The 25789-nt window shown below is 75.3% G+C and carries 24 protein-coding genes; 3 read left to right on the forward strand and 21 right to left on the reverse strand.

Annotation, left to right across the window (positions count from 1 at the left end; translation table 11 throughout):
• Window positions 1-37: 37 nt before the first annotated feature.
• From ZF1_RS24295 to ZF1_RS24335, 9 genes are all read right to left on the reverse strand, one after another.
• Window positions 38-862: a hypothetical protein gene (locus ZF1_RS24295; protein WP_482638424.1), complete on the reverse strand. Its 825-nt coding sequence runs from the start codon at window positions 860-862 to the stop codon at window positions 38-40.
• Window positions 863-1319: 457 nt separating this feature from the next.
• Window positions 1320-2300 carry a porphobilinogen synthase gene (hemB, locus tag ZF1_RS24300; RefSeq protein ID WP_482638425.1) on the reverse strand — a complete coding sequence of 327 codons (981 nt, stop codon included), beginning with the start codon at window positions 2298-2300 and terminating at the stop codon, window positions 1320-1322.
• Between the two features lie 160 nt (window positions 2301-2460).
• A complete protein-coding gene (locus tag ZF1_RS24305; protein WP_062398038.1) occupies window positions 2461-4002 on the reverse strand; it encodes a bifunctional uroporphyrinogen-III C-methyltransferase/uroporphyrinogen-III synthase in 1542 nt (513 codons plus the stop codon).
• Window positions 4003-4018: 16 nt separating this feature from the next.
• Window positions 4019-4975 carry a hydroxymethylbilane synthase gene (hemC, locus tag ZF1_RS24310; RefSeq protein WP_405414822.1) on the reverse strand — a complete coding sequence of 319 codons (957 nt, stop codon included), beginning with the start codon at window positions 4973-4975 and terminating at the stop codon, window positions 4019-4021.
• Window positions 4972-6393, reverse strand: a complete 1422-nt coding sequence (locus ZF1_RS24315; RefSeq protein ID WP_208818940.1) for a glutamyl-tRNA reductase — start codon at window positions 6391-6393, stop codon at window positions 4972-4974. Before ZF1_RS24315 ends, hemC begins: the two co-directional genes overlap by 4 nt.
• A 4-nt stretch (window positions 6394-6397) precedes the next feature.
• Window positions 6398-7126 (reverse strand): redox-sensing transcriptional repressor Rex, encoded by a 729-nt coding sequence (locus ZF1_RS24320; protein WP_482638426.1) that lies wholly within the window; start codon window positions 7124-7126, stop codon window positions 6398-6400.
• 511 nt (window positions 7127-7637) lie between these two features.
• A complete protein-coding gene (locus ZF1_RS24325) occupies window positions 7638-9323 on the reverse strand; it encodes a molybdopterin-dependent oxidoreductase (protein WP_482638427.1) in 1686 nt (561 codons plus the stop codon).
• Entirely contained in the window at window positions 9320-9556 is a 237-nt protein-coding gene (locus ZF1_RS24330) for a glutaredoxin family protein (RefSeq protein WP_073576570.1), read from the reverse strand. Before ZF1_RS24330 ends, ZF1_RS24325 begins: the two co-directional genes overlap by 4 nt.
• A 1-nt stretch (window position 9557) precedes the next feature.
• On the reverse strand, window positions 9558-11162 hold the full coding sequence (locus ZF1_RS24335; RefSeq protein ID WP_405414811.1) for an AMP-binding protein: 1605 nt from the start codon (window positions 11160-11162) through the stop codon (window positions 9558-9560).
• A 727-nt stretch (window positions 11163-11889) separates the two neighbouring features.
• Here ZF1_RS24335 and ZF1_RS24340 point away from each other — a divergent pair.
• The 3 genes from ZF1_RS24340 (at window position 11890) to ZF1_RS24350 (ending at window position 15285) form a co-directional block, all read left to right on the forward strand.
• On the forward strand, window positions 11890-12528 hold the full coding sequence (locus ZF1_RS24340) for a sigma-70 family RNA polymerase sigma factor (protein WP_062398051.1): 639 nt from the start codon (window positions 11890-11892) through the stop codon (window positions 12526-12528).
• A 190-nt stretch (window positions 12529-12718) separates the two neighbouring features.
• Window positions 12719-14143: a DUF5667 domain-containing protein gene (locus ZF1_RS24345; RefSeq protein ID WP_482638428.1), complete on the forward strand. Its 1425-nt coding sequence runs from the start codon at window positions 12719-12721 to the stop codon at window positions 14141-14143.
• A 251-nt stretch (window positions 14144-14394) separates the two neighbouring features.
• Entirely contained in the window at window positions 14395-15285 is an 891-nt protein-coding gene (locus ZF1_RS24350) for an HAD family hydrolase (protein WP_062398055.1), read from the forward strand.
• Window positions 15286-15298: 13 nt separating this feature from the next.
• Here the strand turns inward: ZF1_RS24350 and ZF1_RS24355 are convergent, their stop codons facing one another.
• From ZF1_RS24355 to ZF1_RS24410, 12 genes are all read right to left on the reverse strand, one after another.
• The gene (locus ZF1_RS24355) at window positions 15299-15643 is read right to left on the reverse strand and encodes a DUF5313 family protein (protein WP_482638751.1); all 345 of its coding nucleotides are present in this window, start codon (window positions 15641-15643) and stop codon (window positions 15299-15301) included.
• 50 nt (window positions 15644-15693) lie between these two features.
• The gene (locus ZF1_RS24360; protein WP_482638752.1) at window positions 15694-16659 is read right to left on the reverse strand and encodes a lysophospholipid acyltransferase family protein; all 966 of its coding nucleotides are present in this window, start codon (window positions 16657-16659) and stop codon (window positions 15694-15696) included.
• 77 nt (window positions 16660-16736) lie between these two features.
• Entirely contained in the window at window positions 16737-17783 is a 1047-nt protein-coding gene (locus ZF1_RS24365) for an NAD-dependent epimerase/dehydratase family protein (RefSeq protein ID WP_062398059.1), read from the reverse strand.
• A 176-nt stretch (window positions 17784-17959) separates the two neighbouring features.
• The gene (locus ZF1_RS24370) at window positions 17960-18061 is read right to left on the reverse strand and encodes a 30S ribosomal protein bS22 (RefSeq protein ID WP_010241351.1); all 102 of its coding nucleotides are present in this window, start codon (window positions 18059-18061) and stop codon (window positions 17960-17962) included.
• A 211-nt stretch (window positions 18062-18272) separates the two neighbouring features.
• On the reverse strand, window positions 18273-18485 hold the full coding sequence (locus ZF1_RS24375) for a helix-turn-helix domain-containing protein (protein WP_062398062.1): 213 nt from the start codon (window positions 18483-18485) through the stop codon (window positions 18273-18275).
• A 185-nt stretch (window positions 18486-18670) separates the two neighbouring features.
• On the reverse strand, window positions 18671-19471 hold the full coding sequence (gene proC, locus ZF1_RS24380) for a pyrroline-5-carboxylate reductase (RefSeq protein ID WP_208818935.1): 801 nt from the start codon (window positions 19469-19471) through the stop codon (window positions 18671-18673).
• A gap of 20 nt (window positions 19472-19491) precedes the next feature.
• Entirely contained in the window at window positions 19492-20337 is an 846-nt protein-coding gene (locus ZF1_RS24385) for a thioesterase family protein (protein WP_251786748.1), read from the reverse strand.
• A 9-nt stretch (window positions 20338-20346) separates the two neighbouring features.
• Window positions 20347-21171, reverse strand: a complete 825-nt coding sequence (locus tag ZF1_RS24390; RefSeq protein ID WP_350590870.1) for a sugar phosphate isomerase/epimerase family protein — start codon at window positions 21169-21171, stop codon at window positions 20347-20349.
• A gap of 62 nt (window positions 21172-21233) precedes the next feature.
• A complete protein-coding gene (locus ZF1_RS24395) occupies window positions 21234-21683 on the reverse strand; it encodes a hypothetical protein (RefSeq protein ID WP_482638429.1) in 450 nt (149 codons plus the stop codon).
• Window positions 21684-22749: 1066 nt separating this feature from the next.
• The gene (locus ZF1_RS24400) at window positions 22750-23757 is read right to left on the reverse strand and encodes a Ppx/GppA family phosphatase (RefSeq protein WP_482638430.1); all 1008 of its coding nucleotides are present in this window, start codon (window positions 23755-23757) and stop codon (window positions 22750-22752) included.
• A 46-nt stretch (window positions 23758-23803) separates the two neighbouring features.
• Window positions 23804-24493 carry a response regulator transcription factor gene (locus tag ZF1_RS24405; RefSeq protein ID WP_062398072.1) on the reverse strand — a complete coding sequence of 230 codons (690 nt, stop codon included), beginning with the start codon at window positions 24491-24493 and terminating at the stop codon, window positions 23804-23806.
• Between the two features lies 1 nt (window position 24494).
• The gene (locus ZF1_RS24410; RefSeq protein WP_482638431.1) at window positions 24495-25757 is read right to left on the reverse strand and encodes a sensor histidine kinase; all 1263 of its coding nucleotides are present in this window, start codon (window positions 25755-25757) and stop codon (window positions 24495-24497) included.
• Between the last annotated feature and the right edge of the window lie 32 nt (window positions 25758-25789).

The raw sequence follows: 25789 nt of genomic DNA on the forward strand, positions 1-25789 counted from the left end.
GCTTCCGGTGCTCACGTCCCCAGTCTCGCAGCCGGTGTCAGGACCGGCTCGCGGCCCCGAGCTTGCGGGTGGCGTACCACTCCTTCGCCGGGCGCCCGAACAGCAGCGTGACGCCCACCGCCGCGATGCCGATCACGAGTACCGCGAACACCGGCTGTCCGCTGGTCGCCATGATCGCGAGCAGCGGGAGACCGTAGAGCGCCAGCAGCACGATCAGCACGACCCGCGCCCAGGACGCGCCGAGGAACGCCGCTACCGCCAGCACGATCCAGATCACGGCCATCGCGACGAAGACCACGCCCAGGATCCGCACAGCGTCCCCGAACTGCGCCATCGTCAGCCCGGACTGGGCGAGCGCGGCATCGAACTCTCCACGGGGGATCCCGGCGTCGTTGAGCAGGGACTCGTTGAACGTCACGAACAGCGACCCGATGCCCGTGACGACGAACGGCAGCGCCGCCGCGATCAGTGCGACCAGCGCGGTGACCACCTGACGCGGCCGGGCCGGACGTCCCTGCGGCCCGCTGCCGAGCCCCGCCGGGGGCGGCCCCCAGCCCGACGCGGCGTTCCACTGCGGGCCCTGCCCGGCCTGCTGCCCGGGCCCCGGATGCGGCGCGGCGCCCGGCTGTGCGGTGGTGCCCGGCTGTGCGGTGGTGCCCGGCTGTGCGGTGGTGCCCGGCTGTGCGGTGGTGCCCGGCTGTGGCGCGGGCCCGGCGGGTGCCTGCTGCGGGGCAGGCGGCGGTGTGGAGCCGCCGTGCCAGCCGTGGGGGTACGGGTTCTGCGGGTACTGCGGGTAGTGCCCCGTCGACGGCCCGGGCCGGTAGTACTGCGGGGCGTCGTGCTGTCCCGGGTTGCTGCTCACGAGCTCCACGGTAGCCGGGCCGGTGTCCGGTTTGCCACGTTCGGCGGTACCCGGCGCCGCGATTCACCCCTCACGGAGCGATCGCCCGGCACCGCCCGGCGGGATCCGGCACCCGGCCGGCCCCCGCCGGGCCCTGCGTTGCCGTTCTTCCGGAACCGGGACGCGGCGTCGCGCCCCGGTCTCGTCGAGGCACAGGGAGTGCGGCGAATTCGCTTACCCGGTAAGCGAATTCGCGGACAGGTGACCCCGGGGGTCGGCACCCGGCGCCCCTCTTCCCCGCGGAAACCCGTCACCGTGCGAACGGTCTCCGTGGACGCCGCCTCCGATGGGTGTGCCGCCGACCCGCCCAGCGTCCGCGCTGCGTCCCGTCGGGGTGGAGGGCCGACCGGCCGAACAGCGCCGGGCAGCCGAGCAGCGCCGGGTGAGTCCGGCCGGCGACGCGCCCGGGTGAGCGGTGTCAGCCCCGGTCGAGCCAGGTCGCGGCCTCGGTGGCCCAGTAGGTCAGGATCACGTCCGCACCGGCGCGGCGGATCGAGGTCAGCGTCTCCATGATGGTCCGCTCGCGCTCGAGCCAGCCCCGGGCGACGGCGGCCTCGACCATCGCGTACTCACCGGAGATCTGGTACGCCGCGACGGGCACGTCGGCGACGTCGGCCACCCGGGCCAGGACGTCCAGGTAGGCCAGGGCGGGCTTGACCATCACCATGTCGGCGCCCTCGTCGAGGTCGAGCGCCAGCTCGCGCAGCGCCTCGCGGGCGTTGCCGCCGTCCTGCTGGTAGGTCTTGCGGTCGCCCCTGAGCTGCGAGTTCACCGCCTCGCGGAACGGGCCGTAGAACGCCGAGGCGTACTTGACGGTGTAGGCGAGGATGCCGGTGTCGGTGAACCCGGCCTCGTCGAGCGCGGTGCGGATGACGCCGACCTGGCCGTCCATCATCCCGCTGGGGCCGACCAGGTGGGCGCCCGCGCGGGCCTGCTCCACGCCCATCCGGGCGTAGATCTCCAGGGTCGCGTCGTTGTCGACGCCGCCGTCGGCGTCCAGCACGCCGCAGTGCCCGTGGTCGGTGAACTCGTCGAGGCACAGGTCGGACATGACGACCAGGTCGTCGCCGACCTCGGAGCGCACGTCGCGCAGGCCGACGTTGAGGATCCCGTCCGGGTCGACGGCGCCGGAGCCGGTCGCGTCGTGGTACTCGGGGACCCCGAACAGCATCACGCCGCCGACGCCCGCGGCTGCCGCCTCCGCGACCGCCTTGCGCAGCGAGTCGCGGGTGTGCTGGACGACCCCCGGCATCGACCCGATCGGGACCGGCTCCGTCGCGCCCTCACGGACGAACATCGGCAGCACCAGCTGCCGCGGACGGACCTCGGTCTCGGAGACCAGCCGCCGCATCGCGGGGGTGGTCCGCAACCGTCGGGGACGCTGCGCCGGGAAACCCATGCGGACCAGGCTACGACCGCCCCGGACACACGTCGGCCCCGCACCACCTCGGGAGGCGGTACGGGGCCCGACGGGAGCAGCTCGACGGCTCCGCTCAGCGGCGGTGCCGATGCGCCCTTCGCTCCGCTCAGCGGCGGTGCCGATGCGCCCTTCGCTCCGCTCAGCGGCGGCGCGCCTTCACCTTCTTCGGCGGCGGCAGGTTGCCCTCGGCGCGCAGCTTCGCGGTGTGGCTGGCCAGCGCGTCGACCAGGGTCGGGACGCGGGCCTCCTCCGGCTGCACGTCGACCCGCAGGCCGAACTCGCGCGCCGTCTCCGCGGTGGCCGGGCCGATGCAGGCGACCAGGGTGCGGGCGTGCGGCTTGCCGGCGATGCCGACCAGGTTCCGCACGGTCGACGACGAGGTGAAGCACACCGCGTCGAAGCCGCCGGTCTTGATCGCCTCACGGATCGGCGCGGGCGGCGGGGCGGCCCGGACGGTCCGGTAGGCCGTCACGTCGTCGACCTCCCAGCCGCGCTCCTGCAGCCCGGCCGACAGCGTCTCGGTGGCGATGTCGGCGCGCGGGAGCAGCACCCGGTCGACCGGGTCGAGCACGTCGTCGTGCGGCGGGAAGATGTCCAGCAGACCCTCGGACGTCGAGGACTGGGCCTCGTCGATGTCCGGGACGAGCTCGGGCTCGATACCGAACTCGCGGACCTTCTCCGCGGTCGAGCGGCCGACGCAGGCGATCTTCACACCGGAGAAGGCGCGGGCGTCGAGGCCGAACTCGCCGAACTTCTCCCAGACGGCCTTGACCGCGTTGGTCGAGGTGAACACGACCCACTGGTAGCGGCCGTCGACGAGACCCTTTACCGAGCGCTCCATCTGCGCGGGCGACCGGGGCGGCTCGACGGCGATCGTCGGCACCTCCTCCGGGATGGCGCCGTGCATCCGCAGCCGCTCGCTCATCACGCCGGCCTGGTCCTTGGTGCGCGGCACCAGGACCCGCCAGCCGTAGAGCGCGCGCGACTCCCACCAGGACAGCTCGCCGCGACGACCGGCGGCCTCGCCGACGGTCAGGACGAGCGCGCCCTCGAGGTCACCGCCGTCGGCGGCGATCCGCCCGACCGACGACGAGATGGTCCGCTGGGTGGAGGTGGTGCCGCCCGCGGTGATCGCGACCGGCGTCTCGTCCGGGACGCCCTGGGCGGTCAGCCCGGCGGCGACGTCGCCGAGCAGCGCGCTCGTCGCGTGCAGCACGACCGGGCCCGGGCTCGCGGCCAGCGCGGCCCAGTCGACGCCCGCGCGGACGTCGGCCTCGACGTGCGCCGACCCGAGCGCGACACCGGCGTAGGCCGGGACCGCGGTCGAGGACGGGACGCCGGGGACGACGTCGAACGGCGTGCCCGACGCGGACACGGCCATCGCCTCGGCGACGACGGCGTCGTTGGTCAGCGGGTCGCCGGAGACCAGGCGGGCCACCGAGCGGCCCTGGCCCGCCTCGGTGAGCAGGTCGCTCGCGATGTCGGCGGGCTGGCCGACGGCCGGGCGCACCTCGGCGCCGTCGGCGGCCAGGGCGAGGATGCCCTCCGGCACGTCCGGGTCGGTGATGACCAGCGGCGAGCCGGCGAGCACGTCCCGGGCGCGCACGGTGAGCAGCGCCGGGTCCCCCGGTCCGCTGCCCACGAAGGCGATCCGCCCTGAGGGGTTGGCAGGTCCTGTCATTGAAGAAACTCCCGAATCAGCGGTTGGCGGGACCACCGGGACCTGCGGGGGGCAGGTCCTCGGCTCCCAGGTCGAGAAGCTCGAGGGCGACCGCGGCCCCGATCTTCTCTGCGTCGTCCATGTCTCCGGTGGCGGAGGCGCGCACCACGTCGCCCCCCGCGATGTCCCCGATCCCCAGCGCGCCGCGCAGCGACAGGCGGTCGACCGCCCGGCCGTCGTCGTCGAGGTCGGAGACGACCTCGGCGAGCGCCCCGACGGGGGTGTCGCACCGGGCGTCCAGCCCGGCCAGCACCGCGCGCTCGGCGGTGACGGCGAGGTGGACGCCCGCGTCGTCGAGCACCGCGTGCAGCGCCGAGACGAGGTCGGTGTCGGCAGAGCGGCACTCGATCGCCAGCGCACCCTGGGCGGGCGCGGGCAGCATCTGCAGAGGGTCGATCAGCTCGTCCGCCTCGTCGACGCGGCCCAGCCTGCGCAGCCCGGCGGCGGCCACGACCACCGCGTCCAGCTCGCCCGACCGCACCTTCCCGATCCGGGTGTCCACGTTGCCGCGGATCGGCAGCACCTCCAGGCCCTGGCCGAGCGCGTGCAGCTGCACGGTCCGGCGCGGGGACCCCGTCCCGACCCGGGCACCACGACCCAGCTCGCCGAGCACGCGACCGCCGGTGACCAGCGCGTCGCGGACGTCCTCGCGTTCGGGGACCGCCGCGATCGTGAGCCCGTCGGGCTGTGCGCTCGGCAGGTCCTTGTACGAGTGCACCGCGACGTCGATCTCGCCGGCGTAGAGCGCGTCGCGCAGCTGCGAGACGAACACCCCCACCCCGAGCTGCGGGATCGGCGCCGACGAGCGGTCACCGCTGGTCGAGATGGTGACCAGCTCGCACGGGTGCCCGGCGGCGATCAGCCGGTCGGCGACGGTGGTGGACTGGGCGACCGCCAGCTTCGACGGCCGGGTGCCGATCTTCAGGACGCTCACGGGATCTGCTCCGGGGGACGGGACCCGATCGACGGCGTGGGGCCGAGCGGGGCGTTCAGGGCTGCGGTCACATCGCCGCCGTCGACGCTCGCGTCGGCGCCCCGGACCGGGGCGGCGACCGCGGCGGCGGCCTGCGGGTCGAGCTCGAACAGGGTGCGCAGCGCCGCGGCGTAGCTGTCCCCGTCCGGCCCCTCGGCCAGGCGCTTCACCTGGACCGTGGGGGTGTGCAGCAGCTTGTCGACGACCCGGCGCACGGTCCGCGAGAGCTCCTCGCGGACCCGGGTGTCGAGGTCGGGCAGCCGCGAGTCGAGGCGCAGCAGCTCGGCGTCGACGACCTCCGAGGCGCGCCGGCGCAGCGCGGTGACGGTCGGGGTGACCTCGGCCGAACGCTGCCCGGCCAGGTACTGCTGGGCCTCGGCGTCGACCATCGTCTGCGCCGCGGCGACGGAACCGCCGTCGGCGACGTCGAGCAGCCGGCGCTGCAGGGTGATCAGGTCGACCATGCGGACACCGGTCAGCTCGGCGACCGCCGGGTCGACGTCACGCGGCAGGCCCAGGTCGCACACGATCAGGGGCGCGGTCCGCCCGGCCAGCGCCTCGGCGACCGGCCCGACCTCCACGACGTGGCCGATCGCCCCGGTGCAGGCCAGCATCAGGTCCGCGTCGCGCAGCTCGGTGGCCAGGTCGTCCATCGCCGCGTAGCGGGCGGTGGTGCCCGGGTCGGCGTGCTCCAGGATCTTCTCGACGAGCCGCTCGCCGCGCTCGGCGGAGCGGTTCAGCACGACGATCTCGCCCGCCCCGGCCCGGCGCAGGTGGGCCGCGGCCAGCGCGCCCATCGCCCCCGCCCCGACGATGACGGCGCGGCGCCCGGCCAGGCCGTCGCCGCCGAGCTCGCGGTCGGCGTCGCGCAGGGCCTCCGACACCACCGAGGCGCCCGCCTCGTCGATGCCGGTCCCGGCGTGCACCCGCTTGCCGACGCGCAGTGCCTGCTGCACCAGCTCGTGCAGGACCTTGCCGACGGCGCCCGCGGCGTCGGCGGCCGCGTAGGCGCCGCGCAGCTGGCCGAGGATCTGCGACTCGCCGACCACCATCGAGTCCAGGCCCGCCGCCAGCGCGAACAGGTGCTGGACCGCGGAGCCCGCATAGTGCACGAACAGGTGCTCGGACAGCTCGCCGATGGGGAACCCGGCGTGGGTGCCGAGGACGTCGGTGACGTCGCCGAGGCCGCCGTGGAACGCGTCCACGACCGCGCAGATCTCGATCCGGTTGCACGTGGAGAGGACGACCGCCTCCTCGACGTGCGTGCGGTCGAGCATCTCCTCGAGAAGCTTGGGCACCTCACCCGGAGCGACCGCGAGGCGCTCCAGCACCTCGACCGGCGCGCTGCGGTGCGACAGGCCGACCACGAGGACGCTCATGGCTCTACGACACCACCGATTCGTTCGTCTTGTCCGTCACCGCGGCGGCACCGGTGTGCCGTCGCGCCACGTGGAACGCGAGGACCTGCAGCTCGACCGACAGGTCCACCTTGCGGACCTCGACGTCGTCCGGGACCGTCAGCAGCACCGGAGCGAAGTTGAGGATGGACTGCACACCGGCCGCCACGAGCAGGTCGCAGACCTTCTGGGCCGCCGGGCCCGGCGTCGCGATCATCCCGATGGTGACGCCGCCACCGGCGCACACCTCGGGGATCTCGCGCACGTGCCGCACCCGGATGCCGTTGATCTCGCTGCCGACGAGGTCGTCGTCGACGTCGAACAGGGTGCTGACCGGGAAGCCGCGGCCGGCAAAACCGGTGTAGCCGGCCAGGGCGTGACCCAGGTTGCCGACGCCGACCAGCGCGACCGACTGCCGGTGGTCCATGCCCAGCTCGCCCTGCAGCCGTCCCTGCAGCGAGGTGACGTCGTAGCCGACGCCGCGCACGCCGTAGGAACCCAGGTAGGACAGGTCCTTGCGGAGCTTGGCCGAGTTGACCCCGGAGGCACCGGCGAGCTCCTCGGACGACACCGTCTCGACCCCGGCCTCGCGCAGCTCGCCGAGCACCCGCAGGTACACAGCGAGCCGGGACACGGTGGCCTCCGGCACCGGGCGCGCGGGACGCTCGCCGTTGCCGTCGGGCGCGGTGGCACCGGACTCGGGCGGCAGGGCCACGGGCCGTCCTCCTCGGGCGTCGGTCGCGGGCGGCCGGGTCCCGGTGCCCGCTCCCGCCCGCGGGGGCTTGATCCGCGGGCGGTCGGTCATCGAGACTGGGCGTGCTCCGGTCGGGGGTGTGCAAGTACCGGTCGCCGGCGCGCTCGTGGCACGCCCGCGAACCGGCCGGACGGGCCGGTCGGGCTGCGGACGGACGAGGCCCGGCGTTCCCGGCGCCGCGGAGGCACCGTGCCACCGGGTCCGGCGACGGGAACCCACGGTAGCCGCTTGTGAAGGCACGCACAAAGTTGCGATCTTGGTCCTCTCCGTGCTCGGCCCGGGCCCCTGACCTGGAGCTACCGGTGATCGACGGGCAGGAACCGCTCATCGTGCGACGAGCGCCACGTCGGTCTCCACGACACCACCGTCACGCATACCGTGCGACCGCCCGTGACACACCTCTCCGCCCGGGACGGCGCGACGAGGCCCAGGTCACCGTCGCTCAGGTCACCGTCGCTCAGGTCACCGTCGCTCAGGTCACCGTGACGGTGCGGGTCGGCCGGCCGGTCGCCGCGCCCGGCAGCGGGGAGCGGCGCTCGGCGGTCTGGACGACGCCGTCGCCGTCGGTGGCGCGGCACACCAGGGTGTACCCGCCCGGCGGCAGGTCCAGCTCGGCGCGCCACTGCCGCCAGGTGGCCCCGCCGGACGGCACCGGCGCGAGCTCCGCGGTGACCCAGGACCCGGCCGCGCCGCCGTCCTGCACCCCGACCTCGACCCGGCGGATCCCCCGGGGCACCGCCCAGGCGGAGCCGGTGACCACGACCCGGCCGGCGGGCACGTTCGCGTACGAGACGGGCGACTCGATCCGCGCGGCGGTCTCCATCGGCCCGGGCGGCGCCCATCCGCGGTCGCGCCAGTAGTCGGCGCGGGCGGCGAACGTGGTGAACTCGATGTCGGTGACCCACTTGGTGGCCGAGACGTAGCCGTAGAGGCCGGGGACGACGATCCGCACCGGGAAGCCGTGCTCGGGCGGCAGCGCGACCGGGCCGTCCGGTCCGGCCATCGCGACCGCGAGCAGCGCACCGCGGCCGGGGTCGAGCAGCAGCGACGACGGGCTGCCCGCCGTCCAGCCGTCGGTGGAGGTGGACAGCGCCTGGTCCGCCGCCGGGTCGGGCGCGGCGGCCGCGAGCAGCGGCGCGAGCTCCACCCCGGTGAACCGGGTGGTGGACACGAGGTCGCCGCCGACGTCGTTGGAGACGCACGCCATCGTCACCCAGCGTTCGACGAGCGGGCGGGCCAGCAGGTCGTCGAGGGTGAGGGTGAGCTCGCGCCCGACCCGTCCATGCACCCGCAGGCTCCACGACGCCGGGTCGACCGACGGGACCCGCAGCGCGGTGTCGATCCGGTAGAAGTCGTCGACGGCGGTGGTGAAGGCGGCCGCGCCCGGCACCTGCGCCCCGGCGGGCAGCGCCGGGGCGGGCGCGATGCGGCCCTGCGCGGCGAGCGTCCGGATCCGGGCGGTGAGCGCGTCGCGTTCGGGCCCGATCCGGCCCGAGGGCAGCAGGGGCGCGGCGACCGCGGCCCCGGTGCCCAGCACGACCCCGCCCGCCCCCGCCAGCGCGGTGGTGCGCAGGAACCGCCGCCGGGTCAGCGACGACCGGACGGGCCGCCCGTCGGGCAGCGTCCCGTCCGCGGTCGGGGCGGGGATCCGGGCCGCCAGCGCGTGCAGCCTCCGGAAGACCGTCACCGCGACGACGGCCGCGGCACCCGCCGGCACCATGTCGAGCTGACCGGCGCCCGACGCCGTCGCCGCGGCGACGACACCCAGCAGCCCGAGCGCCGCGAGCCCCCACGCCCCCGGCCACGGCGAGCGGCGCGACAGCGCGCCGAGCCCGGCCGCGGCCAGGGCCAGGACCACCAGCACCCCGGCGACGACGGTGTGGCGGCTGCCGATCCCGGCCCCGACGGTCGCCGCGCCGGCCAGCGCGGGCGGGGTGAGCGCCACGACCTGCTCGGCGACGGCGTTCACCGGCCCGGCGGCCGGGGCGACCAGCAGCGCGAGCGCCTGCCCCGCGCCGACGCCCAGGGCGGCCGCGGCGAGCCCGGCCAGGGCGGTGCGGCCCGCCGGTGCGGTGCGGACCGGCGGGCGGTCCGCACCCGGGGCGCCGCCGGCCGGGCCGTCCGAGGTCGCGACCGGACCGTCGGGGGCCGGGCTCACGGCCGGGCCAGGTCCGCGCGCAGGCGCTCCTCGTCCACCCGGAACGAGTCGTGCTCACGACCGTCGAGCAGCACCACCGGCACCTGGTCGCCGTACTCGGCGCGCAGCTCGTCGTCGGAGTCGACGTCGACGGTGTCCCAGCCGGTGCCGGTCTCGGCGCACACCCGGGCCAGCACCTCGGCGGCGTCGTCGCACAGGTGGCAGCCCACCCGGGTCAGCAGTCGTACCCGCATCTCACATCCTCGCCAGTGTCCTTCGGGCGATCTTGCCCGTCGGGGTGCGGGGCAGCTCGTCGGCGAAGGCGACGACCGCGGGCCGCTTGAACCGGGCGAGCCGGGCCGCGCAGTGCGCGGCGACCGTCTCCTCGGTGAGCTCGGCGCCCGCGACCGGCACGATCACCGCCTTGACCGCGGCGCCGGTCCGGTCGTCGGGCACCCCGACGACGGCGACCTCGGCCACCGCGTCCAGCTCGGCGACGACCTGCTCCACCTCGCGCGGGTAGACGTTGAAGCCGTTGACGATGACCAGGTCCGAGGACCGGTCGACGAGGTGCAGGTCGCCGTCGGTGTCGAGGTAGCCGACGTCGGCGGTGACGAACCAGCCGTCCTCGCCCGGGCCGCCGGAGCCGTCGGGCCAGTAGCCGGAGAACAGGTTCGGCCCGCGCACCGCGATCAGCCCGGTGTCGTCGGACGGGTCGGAGCCGTCGTCGTAATCCAGGTCGTCCAGCGGGTCCTCACCGCGCGGCTCGGGCTCCGGCGCGGTTCTGCGCTCCATCGGCTGCCCGTCGGCATCGACCAGGCGCAGCTCGACGCCGGGCAGCACCTGTCCGACCGAGCCGGGCTTGGCCGGTCGGCCCAGGTCGTTGCTGGTGACGACGGGCCCGCCCTCGGTGAGGCCGTAGCCCTCGTGCAGGTCCAGCCCGCTCGCCGCACGGAAGTCCGCGAGCCAGCCCGCGGGCAGCGGCGCCCCGCCGGAGGTGCACAGCCGCACCCCGGCCATCGCGGCGCGCAGCCGCTCGGGCCCGAGGTCGAGCAGCATCCGGAACATCGACGGCACCCCGGCGACGACGCTGACCCGCTCCTCGACGACCGTCTCGACCAGCCGGTCCGGGGAGAACCGGCCGGGCAGCACGACGGTCGCTCCGGTCCAGCAGACCTGCAGCAGCCCGGCGGCGAGGCCGTAGACGTGGAACAGGGGCAGCGCCAGCAGGACCCGGTCGACCCCGTTGACCGGTGCCGGGCGGAGCGCACCCGCCTGCTCGCGGTTGGCCAGCAGCGCGCGGTGCGACAGCTGCACCCCGCGCGGGCGCCCGGTGGTGCCGGAGGTGAACACGACCAGCGCGATGCGCTCGGGGTCGGCGGGAGCCCGGTCGACCGGGGCGTCCGGGACCGGGGCGGCCAGGTCCGGCGGGCCCAGCAGCGTCGCGCCGACGCCCTCGGCGCAGCCGGCCGCGACGGCGTCGTCGGGCCGGGCGACGACCGCGACCGGCCGGGCCTGGTCGAGCACGACCTCGAGCTCGCGGGTCACCGAGCCCGCGCCGAACGGTACGACGACCGCGTCGGCCCGCAGCGCGCCGAACAGCGCCACGCAGTAGTCGGCGCCGTCGGGCAGGCCGATCGCGACCCGGTCGCCGTGGCGGACGCCCGCCGCACGCAGCCGGGCGGCCTCGGCGGAGACCGCGGCGTCGAACGCCGACCAGGTCAGCGTGAGCGGCGCCGCGCCGGACAGGTCACGGACGGCGTCGTGGCCCGGACGCTCGGAGGCGTTGCGCGCCACCAGGTCGGCGAGGTGGGCGGGACGGTCGGGACGGTGGCCCGGCACGGGGTCGGAACTCGGCACGGCGGTCTCCATCCTCGGACCCGCCGGGGCGGGGTCGGCTCGTCGGCACGCGTCGCCGCCAGTGTTCCAAACCCGGCCACGACCGTCGTGTCCCGAGGGACCGCTCACCGCTGTGTACGCCACGTGTCGATTCGGACACGCTTCGCGCACGGTTCGTCCACCGCGCGTATCGGGCCGCTCGCCGGAACGGCACGCGACGAGAGGCGGCGAGTGCGTTGCGCCACTCGACAGACGTCTATGCTCCGCCGCTACATGAAGTTCAACGCGTGAACCGCCGGTTCGTCGCGCGACTCACCCGAGGGAGTGGCATGCAGCTCGACGCCAGCGCGCCACGGCGCACACCGCGCCGCGCCGCGCGGGACGCGCCGGCGGTCCCCGCCGGCCGGGTCGCCCGCCGAGCCGTACCCCGTCCGACCCCCCGGGATCCATGACCCGGCCGATGCGACCGCACCGCCTGCTCCGACAGCAGCGCTCCGAGACCATCCCCGAGACCGTCCGTCCGACCCGGGCCCCCGAACCCGGCCAGGACAGACCCGACACCGTCCGCCCCCAGCCGGACGGGGAGGTGTCCGTGACTTCAGCGACCTCTGCACCGTCCCAGCCGACGGGGCCGATCGCGTCCGCTCCCCTGGTCGACGCTCCCCCCACGTACCCCGCAGGCCCCGCCCTACACCGCCCGGACGGCCGGACCACCCGGTCGGGTCCGCCCGGCCGTACCGAGCAGGACATGCCGATGCCACGACAGGCACCGCAGATCTCGCAGGAGCTGCAGCGCCCGGAGGCCGACCCGGCCGACGAGGCCGCCCGCGCCGTCGAGGACGCGAACAGCTCCTGGGCCCTCGTCGAGGCCTGCCAGGCCGGCGACGCGGCCGCGTTCGGCGAGCTCTACGAGCGCTACCACGACGTGGTCTACCGGTACGTGCTGTTCCGGATGGGTGACCGGTCCTTCGCCGAGGACGTGACGCAGGAGACCTTCGTCCGGGCACTGCGCCGGATCTCCTCGGTCAGCTACCAGGGCCGCGACATCGGGGCCTGGTTCGTCACCATCGCCCGGAACCTGATCTTCGACTACGTCAAGTCCAGCCGGTTCCGGCTGGAGCAGACGACCTCGGAGATCGTCGAGCTGTCGCCCAGCACCGGTGGTCCCGAGCAGCAGGTGCTCGACATGGCGACCAACGACGAGCTGCTGGCCTCGATCGCCAAGCTCAACTCCGACCAGCGCGAATGCATCCAGTACCGGTTCCTCAAGGGCCTGTCGGTCGCCGAGACCGCCGAGCTGATGGACCGCAACGAGGGTGCGGTCAAGGCGCTGCAGCACCGCGCGGTGCGTCGTCTCGCGCAGCTCCTCCCGGACGGTCTGCGGTGAGCGGGTCTGCCGCCGGATCAGCCGGAACGCGAGAGGGTGTGTCGATCACTGCGCCGAACGCACTACTCGATGCGGTGAACGGTTGGAAGGCCGTAACCTCGTCCGCGGTCGGTCGTTGTACAGACCGGCGCGCACTGACGGCGCCACACGCGCCGACGAGCAGCGCGAGACTGCAGTGAGGACGGACGGCATGCCCAGGGCATGGGACGACGGGTACCCCGGCGACGACGGTTTCGACCGCGCGCCGGCGGGTGCCCCTGCATCGGAGGAGCTGGCGCACGAGATCGCGCTGGCCGCCGCGCTGGACCGTTCGCGGCGTGATCTCTCGCCCGATCCGCACGCCTCGGCCCGGATGCGGGCGCGGCTGTTCGAGGTGCTGGCCCAGGAGGGCGTCGGACAGCAGTCCGGCGGGTCCCCGTTCGGCGACCGGTTCGACCGCGTCGACCAGGCCGACCTCACCGCGCCGATCGGCCCTCCGATCGCCGACGACCTCGACTGGGACGCGGTGTCCAACCGCCGCGCCGCCGGCGAGCACGCCCCGGCCGCGGACGACCCGACCGGTCGCAGCAGCCGTCCGCGCCGCGGCCGCCACGTGCTGCCGTCGGACCACCCGGACCACCCGGAGCAGGTGGGCGCCCCGGCCGGACCGGCCCGCGACGCCGAGGCCGGCCCAGGCCGCGACGACTCCGCCCGCCCGGCGCAGTCCGGCGCCCGGATGCTGGACCGCCGCCGTCCGAGCGTGCGCAAGCGCTTCGGCGTCGTCGTCGGCGGGTTCGCCGCGCTCGCGGTGATCGCCGGCGTGACCTCGACCGCCAGCCGCGACGCCCTGCCCGGCGACGCGATGTACGGCATGAAGCGCGCCAGCGAGAGCGTCGGCGGGGTGTTCACCGTCGGCCAGCAGGCCGAGGCCGCCCGTCAGCTCGACCTGGCCCGCTCCCGGGTCGACGAGCTGGAGAGCCTGGTCGCGCGGTCCACACCGCCGTCGCCGGACGCGGTCGCGTCCGCGATGGGCGACTTCGACCGGGCCACCAGCACCGGCAGCAGGCTGATGCTGACCGGCGCCGGGACCGACGGCGCGGACACCTCCCGCCTGGCCGAGCTGCGAACCTGGGCGGCCGCCCAATCCGGGCGCATCACCCGTCTGCAGTCCGACCTGCCCGCCGAGAGCCGCGGGGAGACCTCGGAGGCGATCCGCCTGCTGGACCGGGTGCTGTCCCGGGCCGAGGCGCTGCGGGCCGGCACCGGCTGCGCCGCGGACAGCGGCGGCACCGTCGACGACCTCGGCCCGGTGCCCGGCGAGTGCCGCACCGCGGGCGGGCCGTCTTCGGCGCAGGCCGTCGAGCAGTCCGCGCCGGTGACGCCGTCGGAGACCGCGACCGGCACGCCGTCGCCGTCGCCGACCTCCGGTCCGGCGACCTCGACCTCGCAGGCCCCGACCACCTCGGGGTCCGCGCAGCAGGGCGGCGGGCTGCCGCTGCTGAACGGTGGTGGGTCGACCACCTCCGACAGCGGGTCCAGCAGCTCGTCGGAGTCGTCGTCGGAGCAGGACCGCCTGCTGCCGCCGATCACGATCCCGCCGCTGCTGCCGGGCCTCGGCCCGGTCACCCTCGGCTGATCCGCTCCGGACACCACGGGTACGGGCCCGGTCCCCGGTGCGTCGACATGTGTCACGTACCGGAGGCCGGGCCCGCTCCCGCGTTCCGGCAGTAGGCTGGGGCCGCGCCCCGATCCCCTCGGGACGCGAGACGCCGTCGCACCAGGAAGGCCGCCGTGGTGAGTGATCCCGGGTCCGTCCCCCCTCTCGACCAGAGCGGGACCCGCGAGTCTCACCCGCCCACCCACACCGGGCTCTCCGAGGAGCCGGGGGTGCTGGAGCGGGCGACCGCCCTCGACTCCGCGCAGCGGGCCGGTCAGGCCTCCGCCGCCGCGGCCGTCGCCGCCGAGGCCGACGACCACCCCGACGGCCCGGAGGGCGGGGACGGCGCGCCGCCCGACCTCACCGCCGCCGCGTTCTTCGACTGCGACAACACGATGATGGTCGGCGCGTCGATCTTCCACTTCGCCCGCGGCCTGGCCGCGCGCAAGTTCTTCACCACCTCCGACATGGCCGGCTTCGCCTGGCAGCAGATCAAGTTCCGGGTCGGCGGCCGGGAGGACAAGGGCGGCATCGCGGGACACCGCGACACCGCGCTGTCGTTCGTCGCGGGCCGTCCGGTCGACGAGGTCGTCGCGCTCGGCGAGGAGATCTACGACGAGCTGATGTCGGACCGGATCTGGGCGGGGACCCGGGCGCTGGCCCAGATGCACCTCGACGCCGGCCAGCGGGTCTGGCTGGTCACCGCGACGCCGATCGAGCTGGCCCGCATCATCGCGCGGCGGCTCGGGCTGACCGGGGCGCTGGGCACCGTCGCGGAGTCCGTCGACGGGCTCTACACCGGACGGCTGGTCGGCGAGATCCTGCACGGCCCCGCCAAGGCGCACGCTGTCCGCGCACTGGCCGCGTCGGAGGGGTTGGACCTGCGTCGCTGCACCGCGTACTCGGACTCGGTGAACGACGTCCCGATGCTCTCGGCGGTCGGCACCGCGGTCGCGGTGAACCCGGACTCCGAGCTGCGTGACGTCGCGAAGGCCCGCAACTGGCAGATCCGCGACTTCCGGACCGGGCGCAAGGCCGCCCGGATCGGGGTGCCCTCGGTGCTCGGCGCGGGCGCCGTCGCCGGGGCGGTGGCGGCCGGCATGGCCTACCGCAAGCGCTGACCCGCCCGGCCGCTCAGGGCGGCGGGGCCCCGCGGTAGCGCTCGGCGTAACGGCGGGCGGCCTCGGCCCGCTCGTCGGCGGTGGCCTCCCGTCGCGTCGCGCGGGCGGTGCCCGCGGGGTAGCCGGCCTTCGTCACGCGGTGCTCGACGGACTCCTCCATCACGAACAGCGCGTACTGCAGCGACACCAGCCAGCCCAGCAGCAGGGCGGTGAGCCGCAGCCACAGCGGGCCGGGGACGGCGAGCGCCAGCGGCACCGACAGCAGCGTCAGCACCGCCGCCGTGCGCGCGAAGTGGCGCAGGTGCCAGGTGCGGCAGGTCGTGTCGTGCAGCACCCACCCGCGGTACCGCGCGGGCAGCCGTCCGCCGGCGGCCTACCAGAGTTACCGCAGCGGGTCCGGCCGCCGGATCATCCCAGGAACACGTTGCGCCGCTGGGACAGCAGCCGGTACAGCGTGTGCTGGATGGTCTCCCGGACCTGGTCGGTCAGGTTGAACACGAGCATCGGGTCGTCGGCGTCGGCCGGGGTGTGGTCGTCGGTGCGGATCGGCTCGCCGAACTCGATGTACCACTTCGACGGCAGCGGGATCAGCCCCGCCGGACCGAGCAGCGGGAAGGTCGGCGTGACCGGGAAGTACGGCGCACCGAACAGCCGGGCCAGCGGCGCGAGGTCGCCGATCTTGGGGTAGATCTCCTCGGCGCCGACGATCGAGCACGGGATGATCGGGACACCGGTGCGCAGCGCGGCGGAGACGAACCCGCCGCGGCCGAACCGCTGCAGCTTGTAGCGGTCCCGGAACGGCTTGCCGATGCCCTTGAACCCCTCGGGGAACACCCCGACGAGCTCGCCGGAGGTCATGAGACGCTCGGCGTCGGGGTTGCAGGCCAGCGTCGCGCCGGCCTTGCGGGCCAGCGAGCCGGAGACCGGCATGGTGAACATGAGGTCGGCGCCGAGCAGCCGCAGGTGCCGGTGCGACGGGTGGTCGTCGTGCACCGCGACGGTCGTCATCACCGCGTCGAGCGGCAGCGTCCCGGAGTGGTTGGCGACGATCAGCGCGCCACCGGTCTCGGGGATGTGGTGGGTGCCGATGGTCTCGACGCGGAACCAGCGCTTGTAGAGCGGGCGCAGGGCGGGCAGCACCATCGCGTCGGTGAGCTCGCGGTCGAACCCGAACTCGTCGATCGGGTAGTCGCCCGCGAGCCGGCGGCGCAGGAACTCCAGGACCTGCTCCAGCGCGGCCTCCCAGGCCGGGCCCTCGTCGTCCTCGGGCTCGGGTGCGGAGGCGACCGGCGCGGGCCGCGACTGCTCCTCCGCCCGCGCGGGCCGGGCAGGCCCCCGGTTGCCCCGGATCGGGATCACCCGCGCCTCGGCCATGCCGTCGCCCTTCGTCGTACCACCGCGGCCGTCCGGCCGTCCCTGCTCGCGTGCCCGCATGCCGCCGTCCCGACCCGTCACCGCAGCGACCGGGCCAGGCCGAGCACGCCCCGTTCGAGCGAGGCGATCCGCTCCGGGCCGAGCACCGGCGCCAGCGCCTTGCCGCGCACGAAGTCGTCGAACGCCTGGGTGGTCGTCCACCGCGGCTCGAAGCCGAAGTCGTCGATCAGACGGGTGAGGTCCACGACCCGGCCGAAGTTGAGGAAGCGCATCTGCTCCGGGGAGAAGTCGACGACGCGCGCGCCGCGCAGCACCCGGCTGACCGGGCCGACCGCGCCGCTCGGCACCGGTACGGCGATCTTGCCCGCGCGCCGGATGGCCTGGGACAGCATCAGCACCCCGTGCGCGGCGACGTTGAACACGCCCGGCAGCTCGTGGGTGGCGGCACGCTCGAGCACGGCGAGGCCGTCCTCCTCGTGCAGCAGCTGGATGCGGGCGTCGTAGCCCAGCACGGTGGGGACGACCGGAAGCGCGAAGTAGCGCGACAGCACGGTGTCCATCCGCGGACCGATGAAGTTGGCGAACCGCAGGACCGTCGTGGTGACGTCCGGGCGGCGACGGCTGAACCCGCGCAGGTAGCCCTCGATCTCCGCGGCGTCCTTGGCGTACCCGCCCGAGGGCAGGTCCTTGGCCCCGATGGCCTCGTCGAACACGGCGGGGTCGCGGGAGCTGGAGCCGTAGACCGCGGTCGTCGACTTGAGCACGACCCGGCGCACACTGGTCGCCTTCTGGCACGCGGCGAGGAGCTGCATCGTGCCGATGACGTTCATCTCCTTCATCGTCGCGCGGCCGCCCGCCGAGGCGGGGCTGGCCGAGAGCGACGCGTGCACGACGGTGTCGACGTTCGCCGAGGAGATGACCTTCGCGATGAGCGGGTTGCGGATGTCGGCGCGCACGAACTCGGCGCGGCCCATCCGCTTCAGCAGGTCCCGGGGCGGGGGGACGGTGTCCACGCCCAGCACCCGGTCGATGGCCGGGTCGGCCGCCAGCCGGGCCGCGAGGTGCCCGCCGAGGAAGCCGCTGACCCCGGTGACCAGCACGACGTTCGGAGTCGGCCGGTCCATGGGAGCTCCGTTCACCGGGTGCTGACGCGAGATCGTGCCGATCGTAGTCCCGCCCCGTCACACCGGGCAGGTACGCGGACACGTGAGGTGCGCGACGCGTCCGTCCGGGGGGCGGACCGCCACAACGACACCGGCCGCGCACCCGCGGGGAGGCGGGGGCGCGGCCGGTGCGCGAGTCACTTGCCGAGCTTGCGGCGCTGCACCCGGGTCTTGCGCAGCAGCTTGCGGTGCTTCTTCTTCGACATCCGCTTGCGGCGCTTCTTGATGACCGAGCCCATGTGGGTGCTCCTCCTGTGTCGACGCAGATCGTCAGCGACCGCTCCACCGGGTGACCTCGGAGTGGGCCGCCCGCACGATCCGTGCACGTGGACACGAGGCGCGGGCCGGGCGACGCCCGCCGGAGCGGGGCGACGACGCGATGCGACCGGTGGGGGTCGGCAGCCGGTTCACCAGTCTACCCGGGCGTACCGGCCTTCACCCCACCGGGGATCAGCCCGCGTCGAAGTAGGCGTTGCGCAGGTAGTCCTCGACCGCGCGCTGCGGCACGCGGAACGAACGACCGACCCGCGCGGCGGGCAGCTCGCCGGAGTGGACGAGCCGGTACACGGTCATCTTCGAGACGCGCATCATCGACGCGACCTCGGCCACCGTCAGGAACTGGACCTGGGACGGCCGTAGGGGCTCGGGACGTTCCGCCGCCATGGGGCACCGCCTTCCTCCCCCGAGACGGGTTCCCCGGTTCGCCCGGTGGTGGGGGATGCAGGTGCAGTCTACCGGGGCGGATGTGACGATCGGTCCGCCAGAGGGGGCCCGATCGTGCTACAGCACGGCGCGTCCGTGTGACTTTGCGTCATACGATGAGCTGAACGAGGTACCGGCGGCCCGGGTCAGCCGCGACCGAGCGCCACCGAGCGGTCGTGCGCCGCGGCGACCGCGTCGGCCAGGGCCGCACGCAGCCCGTGCCGCTCCAGCTCGCGCAGGGCGGCCGCCGTCGTCCCGGCCGGCGAGGTGACGTTCTCCCGCAGCACCGCGGGGTGCTCGCCGGTCTCGCGCAGCATCCGCGCGGCACCGAGCGCGGTCTGCACGGTCAGCTCGGTCGCGTCGGGGCGGGTCAGGCCCAGCCCGACGCCCGCCTCGATCATCGCCTCGGCGACGAGGAAGAAGTACGCGGGCCCGGAGCCGGACAGCGCGGTCGCGGCGTCCTGCTTCGCCTCGTCCAGGCGCAGCACCGCGCCGACGGTGGACAGCAGTGCCTCGGTCTCGTCGAGGTGCGCGGGGGTCGCGTGCGCACCCGGGGAGATCGCGCACATCGCCGCGCCGAGCAGCATCGGGGTGTTCGGCATGACCCGCACGACCGGCGTGCCGTCGGGCAGGGCGCCCTCGAACAGCGAGGTCGGCAGGCCCGCGCACAGCGACACGACGAGCGCGCCCGGCTCCAGCGCCCCGGCGACCTCGCCGAGCAGCGTGACGACGTCCTGCGGCTTGACGGCGACGACGACCGTCCCGGCCCCGCGCACCGCCTCGTCGACCGGGGCCGCGGTGACCCCCAGCGACGCGGTCAGCTCCTGCGCCCGCGCCGGGTACCGCTCGGCGACCACCAGGTCACCGGCGTCCCGCCCGGCCGCCAGCAGCCCGCCGAGCAGTGCCTCGCCGATCCGTCCCCCGCCCAGTACCGCGATCCTCGTCATGGGGGCAGCGTAGGAACCCCTCAGCGGGCCAGCGGGGCCAGGGCGAGCTGGCGGGCCTGGCAGACGGTGCGGCCGCGCGCGTCGACGACGGTGACGTCCTCGTCGAACTGCGCGCTCGACACCCCGCCGCCGGCGGGCGGGCTCGACACCGCACGCGAGCGGGACCCGACCCGCAGCCAGCCCGGGGCGGGTCGGGCCCGCAGCAGCGCGGTGAGCTGCACCGTCGGCGCCCAGCCGAACGTCCCGCCGAGGTTGAACACGGTCGGGGGCAGGATGTCGCCGGCCATCAGCGCGAACAACACGTCCGGCTCCTCGCCGCGCGGGCGGACCCAGCCGGTCATCTCCGGCGGCCCGGTCTCGCCGCGCAGGAACGGCAGCGCGCCGCGCGGGTAGCGCAGCTCGCAGGCGGCGGCCAGGCCGCGCGCGCCGCCCTCGGCCGACGCCGGGTCGAGCGCGTCCGGGTCCGGTTCGACGGCGAGCGCGGAGCCGTCGTCCAGGCGTGGGGCCTCGGTCGGCAGCACGCCGGCGGTGACGGTGGAGTGCAGCATGAGCCTGCCCTCCTGGTGCAGCCGCACGGCGACCGTGGACACCGTCCGCCCGACCTTGAGCGGGTCGGTCGTGATCTCGACCGGGCCCAGGTCGGGCGCGCGCAGGAAGTCCACGGCGACGGCCAGCGGGTCGGGCGCGGGGGCGTCGTCGGCCGCGAGGCGGGCCAGCCCGGACTTGGCCATGAGGACCATCAGCAGGCCGCCGAAGGCCTTGTCCCCGATCGCCCAGGTCCCGTCGAGCCGGGCGCGGAACCGGCCGTCCCCGAGGTGCTCGATCACGTGCGAGTCGGCGAAGGGCCGGACCGTCGTACTGCTCATGCGGGCATGTTACCCACGGGTAGGGGCGGCGGCGGACATCGTCGGGGTGAGGTGCAGCCGGGCGAACAGCAGCGACTCGGCGAGCAGTGCCGTGCGCTCCTGCCGGGTCCGGCAGCGCCGGGTCGACACCTCCAGGACGACGGTGCCGCCGTCCGCGGCGAACCGGGAGTCGGCCAGGCGCTGGCACACCTCGGCGCACGGCTGCGCCCCGCGGCCGGGGACCAGGTGCTCGTCGCGCGGGGCACCGGAGCCGTCGGTGAGGTGCAGGTGGGTGAGCCGGTCCCCCATCCGCCCGGCGAGGTCGAGGGCGTCGACGCCGGCCGCGGCGGTGTGCGACAGGTCCAGGGTGTAGGCGCCGAACCCGACCTCGGTCGGGTCGTGGCCGAGCGCGTAGGGCACGGTTCTGATCGCGCCGCGGGTCACCGGGAACATGTTCTCGACCGGGAGCGTGACGTCGTGGAACTCGCGGGCGCGGGCGACCTCGTCGGCGAAGACCCCGGCGTAGCGGCGCTGCCAGCGGAACGGCGGGTGCACCACCACGGTGCGTGCGCCGAGCCGGGCCGCGACCTCGACGGTGCGGCGCAGCCGGTGCACCGGGTCGGCCCCCCAGACGCGCTGGGTGACGGCCAGGCAGGGGGCGTGTACGGCGAGGATCGGCACCCCGTGGCGGTGCGCGAGGCGCTCGACCGCGCGCGGGTCCTGGCTGACCGGGTCGGTCCAGATCATGAGCTCGACGCCGTCGTAGCCCAGCTCACCGGCGATCTCGAACCCGGCGGCGACGCCCTCCGGGTAGACCGAGGCCGTGGACAGCGCGACGGGCGCCGCCCCGGGCAGGTCGGCGGTGGGCGGACGCGACGGTGTCACGAATCGTCGAGTCGTCACACCGTCGCTCATCGTTACCGGTCCAACAACACCAGGATCGCCGGGGACACGGTCAGCAGCAGTCCGACGAGCACCGCGAACAGCGTGGTCCTCAGGTCGTCGTTGCGCAGCAGGGCCCGCACGCCGAGCACGAGCCCGACGGTCAGCACGACCGCGAGCGACAGCGCCACGATCGGCAGCGAGGTCCACAGGTAGCGGAACAGCACCCAGATCGCCGCACCGGCGACGGCGCCGCCGATCCACTGGGCGATGACGACCGCCCAGGCCTGGCCGGTCCCGGCCGCACCGGACGGGGTGTCGCCGTCGAGGCCCGCGGGCGGCTGCGCACCGCTGTCGGTGACGGCGCCGCGGCGTCCGAAGCGGCGACGCGGGGGCTCGTCCTCCTCGACGGCGCCGGCGGCGAGCTCGCCGTGGTCCTCGTAGTCGTCGTAGTCGTCGTCCTGCGGGCGCTCGGGGGCGAGCACGCCGGTGCGGCCACCGTCGGCGGAGCCGGGTCCGTCGTCGTACCCGGCGGGGCCGTGGTGGTCGTCGTAGCGGGGGTCGGCGTCGTAGCCCCGGTCCTCGTAACCCCGGTCCTCGTGACCCCGGTCGTCGTAACCCTGCTGGTCGTCGTAGTCGTCGGTGTACGGGTCGTAGGCGCCGGTCGGCGGGCCCGCGTCGGCCGGATGCGGACGGGGGCCGTCGTGCTCGTCGTCCAGCGGCGGGGCGCCGAACTGGTGGGCGGGCCGCCGTCGTCGGCGGTGGGGGCCGGGCGGCGGGCGCCGAGCCGGCTGGTGGGGATCTCGTCGGGGACGTCGTCGGCCGCGCCGGGCGGGGGCCGTACGGACCGGCCGGGCGCGGGGCGTCGCGGGGCCCCAGGCCTGGGTGGCGGGGCCGTCGTCGTGACCGTGGGGGCGGCCGTTCGGCGGGCCCTGTGGCTCGGGCGGGAGCGGACGGGCCTGCGGGGCCGGGCCGGGACCCGCGGACCACTGACCGGGGGGCGGCCCTGCGGCCTGCGGGGCGGGGCATTGTTCGGGGCGCCGCCGAAGGCCGTGGCCCCGTGGGGCGCAGCACCGTTCGGGCTGCCGCCGTTCGGGCTGCCGCCGTTCGGGCTGCCGCCGTTCGGGCTGCCGCCGTTCGGAGCGCCGCCGTTCGGGCTGCCGCCGTTCGGAGCGCCGCCGTGGGGGGCACCACCGTTCGGGGCGTTGCCGTTCGGTACGAACGGCTCCGGTGCGCGCCCGGCCTGCCCCTCGGAGGGGTCGGGGCGGCGCGCGGGCGGGAACGAGGGGTGCTCGACGGGGGGCGGGCCGTCGCCGCCGCGCGGGGCGAACCCGCCCGCGCCCTCGGGCGGGCGGACACGGTCGGCGACCGCGGGGCGTCGCGGCGGGGCCGCCACGTCCGTCCGCGCGGGTGCCGCGGGCGACGGGGCGCCGGGCCCTTCGTCGTCCTCCGCGGCGCGACGACGGCGGCGTCGTCCGGGCTGCTGGCCGCCGTTGGCGGCCAGGAGCTCCGCGACCGTCCGCTGGCGAGGCTCTCCGCTGTCCACACTCATCACGACCACCGTGCCCTGTGTGTTGTCAAGGGTCCAAGCCCGCCCGGGGATGTCTGCGCCGAGCGGTCGTCCCCGTTCGTCCCATCGAGCATGTCGAAGCGCCGGAGGATCACTCCCTCGCGCAACGCCCACGGACAGATCTCGAGTTCGGTCACGCCGAGGGCGTCCATCGCGGCCTGCGCGACGACCGCCCCGGCGACGAGCTGGTGCGCCCGGCTGGCGCTCACGCCGTCGAGCTGGGCGAGGTCGGGACCCGACATCCGGGTGATGAACGCCGACAGCTGGCGCAGGCCCTGCGCGGTCAGCGTGCGGCGGGCGCCCGGCCCGGCGCTGGACGGCGCGGCACCGGCGAGCCGGGCCAGCGTCCGGAAGGTCTTGGAGGTGCCGACGGCCCGGTCCGGGCGCCCCGCAGCACGCAGCCGTCCGGCGACGGGGGCGATCTCGTCGCGGACGCGCTCGGTCAGCGCGGCGACCTCCGCCCGCGACGGCGGGTCGGAGGTGAACGCGTCGCGGGTCAGCCGGCCCGCACCCAGCGGCACCGACGCGGCGACGTCGGGGGTCTCGTCGCGCCCGACGGCCAGCTCCAGCGAGCCGCCGCCGATGTCGAGCACGAGCAGGCGCCCGGCCGACCAGCCGCACCAGCGGCGGACGGCGAGGAAGGTCCAGCGGGCCTCGTCCTCGCCGGGCAGGACCTCCAGCGCCACCCCGGTCTCGCGCTGCACCCGGGCGAGGACCTCGGCGGAGTTCGTCGCGTCGCGCAGCGCGGACGTGGCGAACGCCAGGAGGTCGTCGCAGCCGGCGGCCCGGGCGGTGTCCCGGGCCCGGTGCACGCTCTCCAGCAGCGCCTTCACGCCGTCGCGGCCCAGCGCACCCTTGCGGTCGAGGTGCTCGGCCAGGCGCAGCTGGTCCTTCTCCGAGGACATGGGCCGCGGGTGAGCACCCCGGTGGGCGTCCACCACCAGCAGGTGAACGGTGTTGGACCCCACGTCGAGAACGGCCAGGCGCACCCGATCAGGTTACCGAGCCGTTATCGTCGGTCGGGCAACCCCTGGCTCACACGTCGAACTTGTAGCCGAGCCCGCGCACCGTGACCAGGTGCTTGGGCGTCGAGGGGTCGCCCTCGACCTTGGACCGCAGCCGCTTGACGTGCACGTCGAGGGTCTTGGTGTCGCCGACGTAGTCCGCGCCCCACACCCGGTCGATCAGCTGGGCGCGGGTGAGCACCCGCCCGACGTTGCGCAGCAGGTACTCCAGCAGGTCGAACTCCTTGAGCGGGAGCGCGACCTCGTCGCCGTTGACCGACACGACGTGCCGCTCGACGTCCATCCGCACCGGCCCGGCCTCCAGCACACCGGTGCCGCCCTCGGTCTCGCCGCCGGTCTCGCCCCCGCGGCGCAGCACCGCGCGGACGCGGGCGATGAGCTCGCGCGCCGAGTAGGGCTTGGTGACGTAGTCGTCGGCGCCGAGCTCCAGCCCGACGACCTTGTCGATCTCGCTGTCGCGGGCGGTCACCATGATCACCGGCACGGCGGAGCGGGAACGCAGCGCCTTGCAGACGTCGGTACCGCTCATGCCGGGCAGCATCAGGTCCAGCAGCACGATGTCGGCGCCGTTGCGGTCGAACTCGCTCAGCGCGTCGTTGCCGTTGGCCGCGACGGCGGTGGTGAACCCCTCCTTGCGCAGCATGAACGCGAGCGGGTCGGCGAAGGACTCCTCGTCCTCGACGATCAGCACCCTGGTCATCTCATCCTCCGGTTCCGGCGGTCTGGGGGGAGCTGCCGGCGGCAGCCTCACCGTGGGGGGCGCCGCCGATGCCCATCCGGGCGGGCAGGCGCATGGTGAAGGTCGATCCGGTGCCGGGACGGCTCCACAGCCGCACCTCGCCACCGTGGTTGGCGCAGACGTGCTTGACGATCGCCAGGCCGAGACCGGTGCCGCCGGTGGCCCGCGAGCGGGCCGGGTCGACCCGGAAGAAGCGCTCGAAGACCCGCTGCTGGTGCTCGGGGGCGATGCCGATGCCGCGGTCGGTCACCGCGATCTCGATCGAGCCGTCGACCGAGCGGCGGCTCACCGACACCGACGAGTCCGCCGCGGAGTAGGCGATCGCGTTCTCCAGCAGGTTCGTCAGCGCGGTGACGAGCAGCGTGCGGTCGCCGTCGACGACCAGCCCCGAGGTCTCGTCGGCGGTGATCTCGACGGCGTGCGACTCGGCCGAGGTGCGGCTGCGGGCCAGCGCCTCGGAGACGATCTCGTCGACGTCGACGGCGGCCAGCGCGGGCAGCCGTTCGGCGCCGGTCAGCCGGGACAGCGCGATCAGCTCCGACACCAGGTTCCCCATCCGGGTCGCCTCGCGCAGCAGCTTGTCGCCGAACCGGCGGACCTCACGGACGGCGTCGGGGTCGGGCTCGCCGCCGTCGGCGGGCTCCAGGCCGTCGAGGCTGTCGAGCAGGGCCTCGGCCAGCAGTGCGACCGCGCCGACCGGGGTCTTGAGCTCGTGCGAGACGTTGGCGACGAAGTCGCGCCGGGTCGCCTCCAGCCGGGCCACCTCGGAGGTGTCGACGGCCTCGACCAGCGCGAAGCCGTCGCCGAGGGAGCGGACCCTGGCCTGCACCGCGACCGGGCCGCGGGGCGTCCGGTCCAGCGGCGAGAGGTCGACGGTGTAGTCACCGGAGACGAGCAGCCGGTCCCTGCCCTGCACCCGCCGGCAGGCGGCGAGCGCGCGCGGGTCGAGCCGCTCACCGGTGACGGCGCCGAGCGCGGCGGCCCGCGGGTTGTGCAGGAGCACCTCACCGCCGGCCCCGACCACGGCGAGCCCGGAGCTCGACTGGCGGAACGTGCGGTGCAGCAGCTCGCCGAGGGTGGGTCCATCGGCGGCCACGGGGTCCGCCGGGGGGCGGCCGGTGCCGGGGCTGGGTCGGCCGTGCGACGGCCGTCGCGCCAGTGCGGCCCCGGCGGTGAGACCGAGGAGCAGGGCGAGGGCCGTGATCAGCCACGCGAGCGTGGTCACGGGTGCATGGTAGGCAGCCGGGGGTACCCCCT

Source organism: Pseudonocardia sp. ZF1, assembly GCF_056835605.1.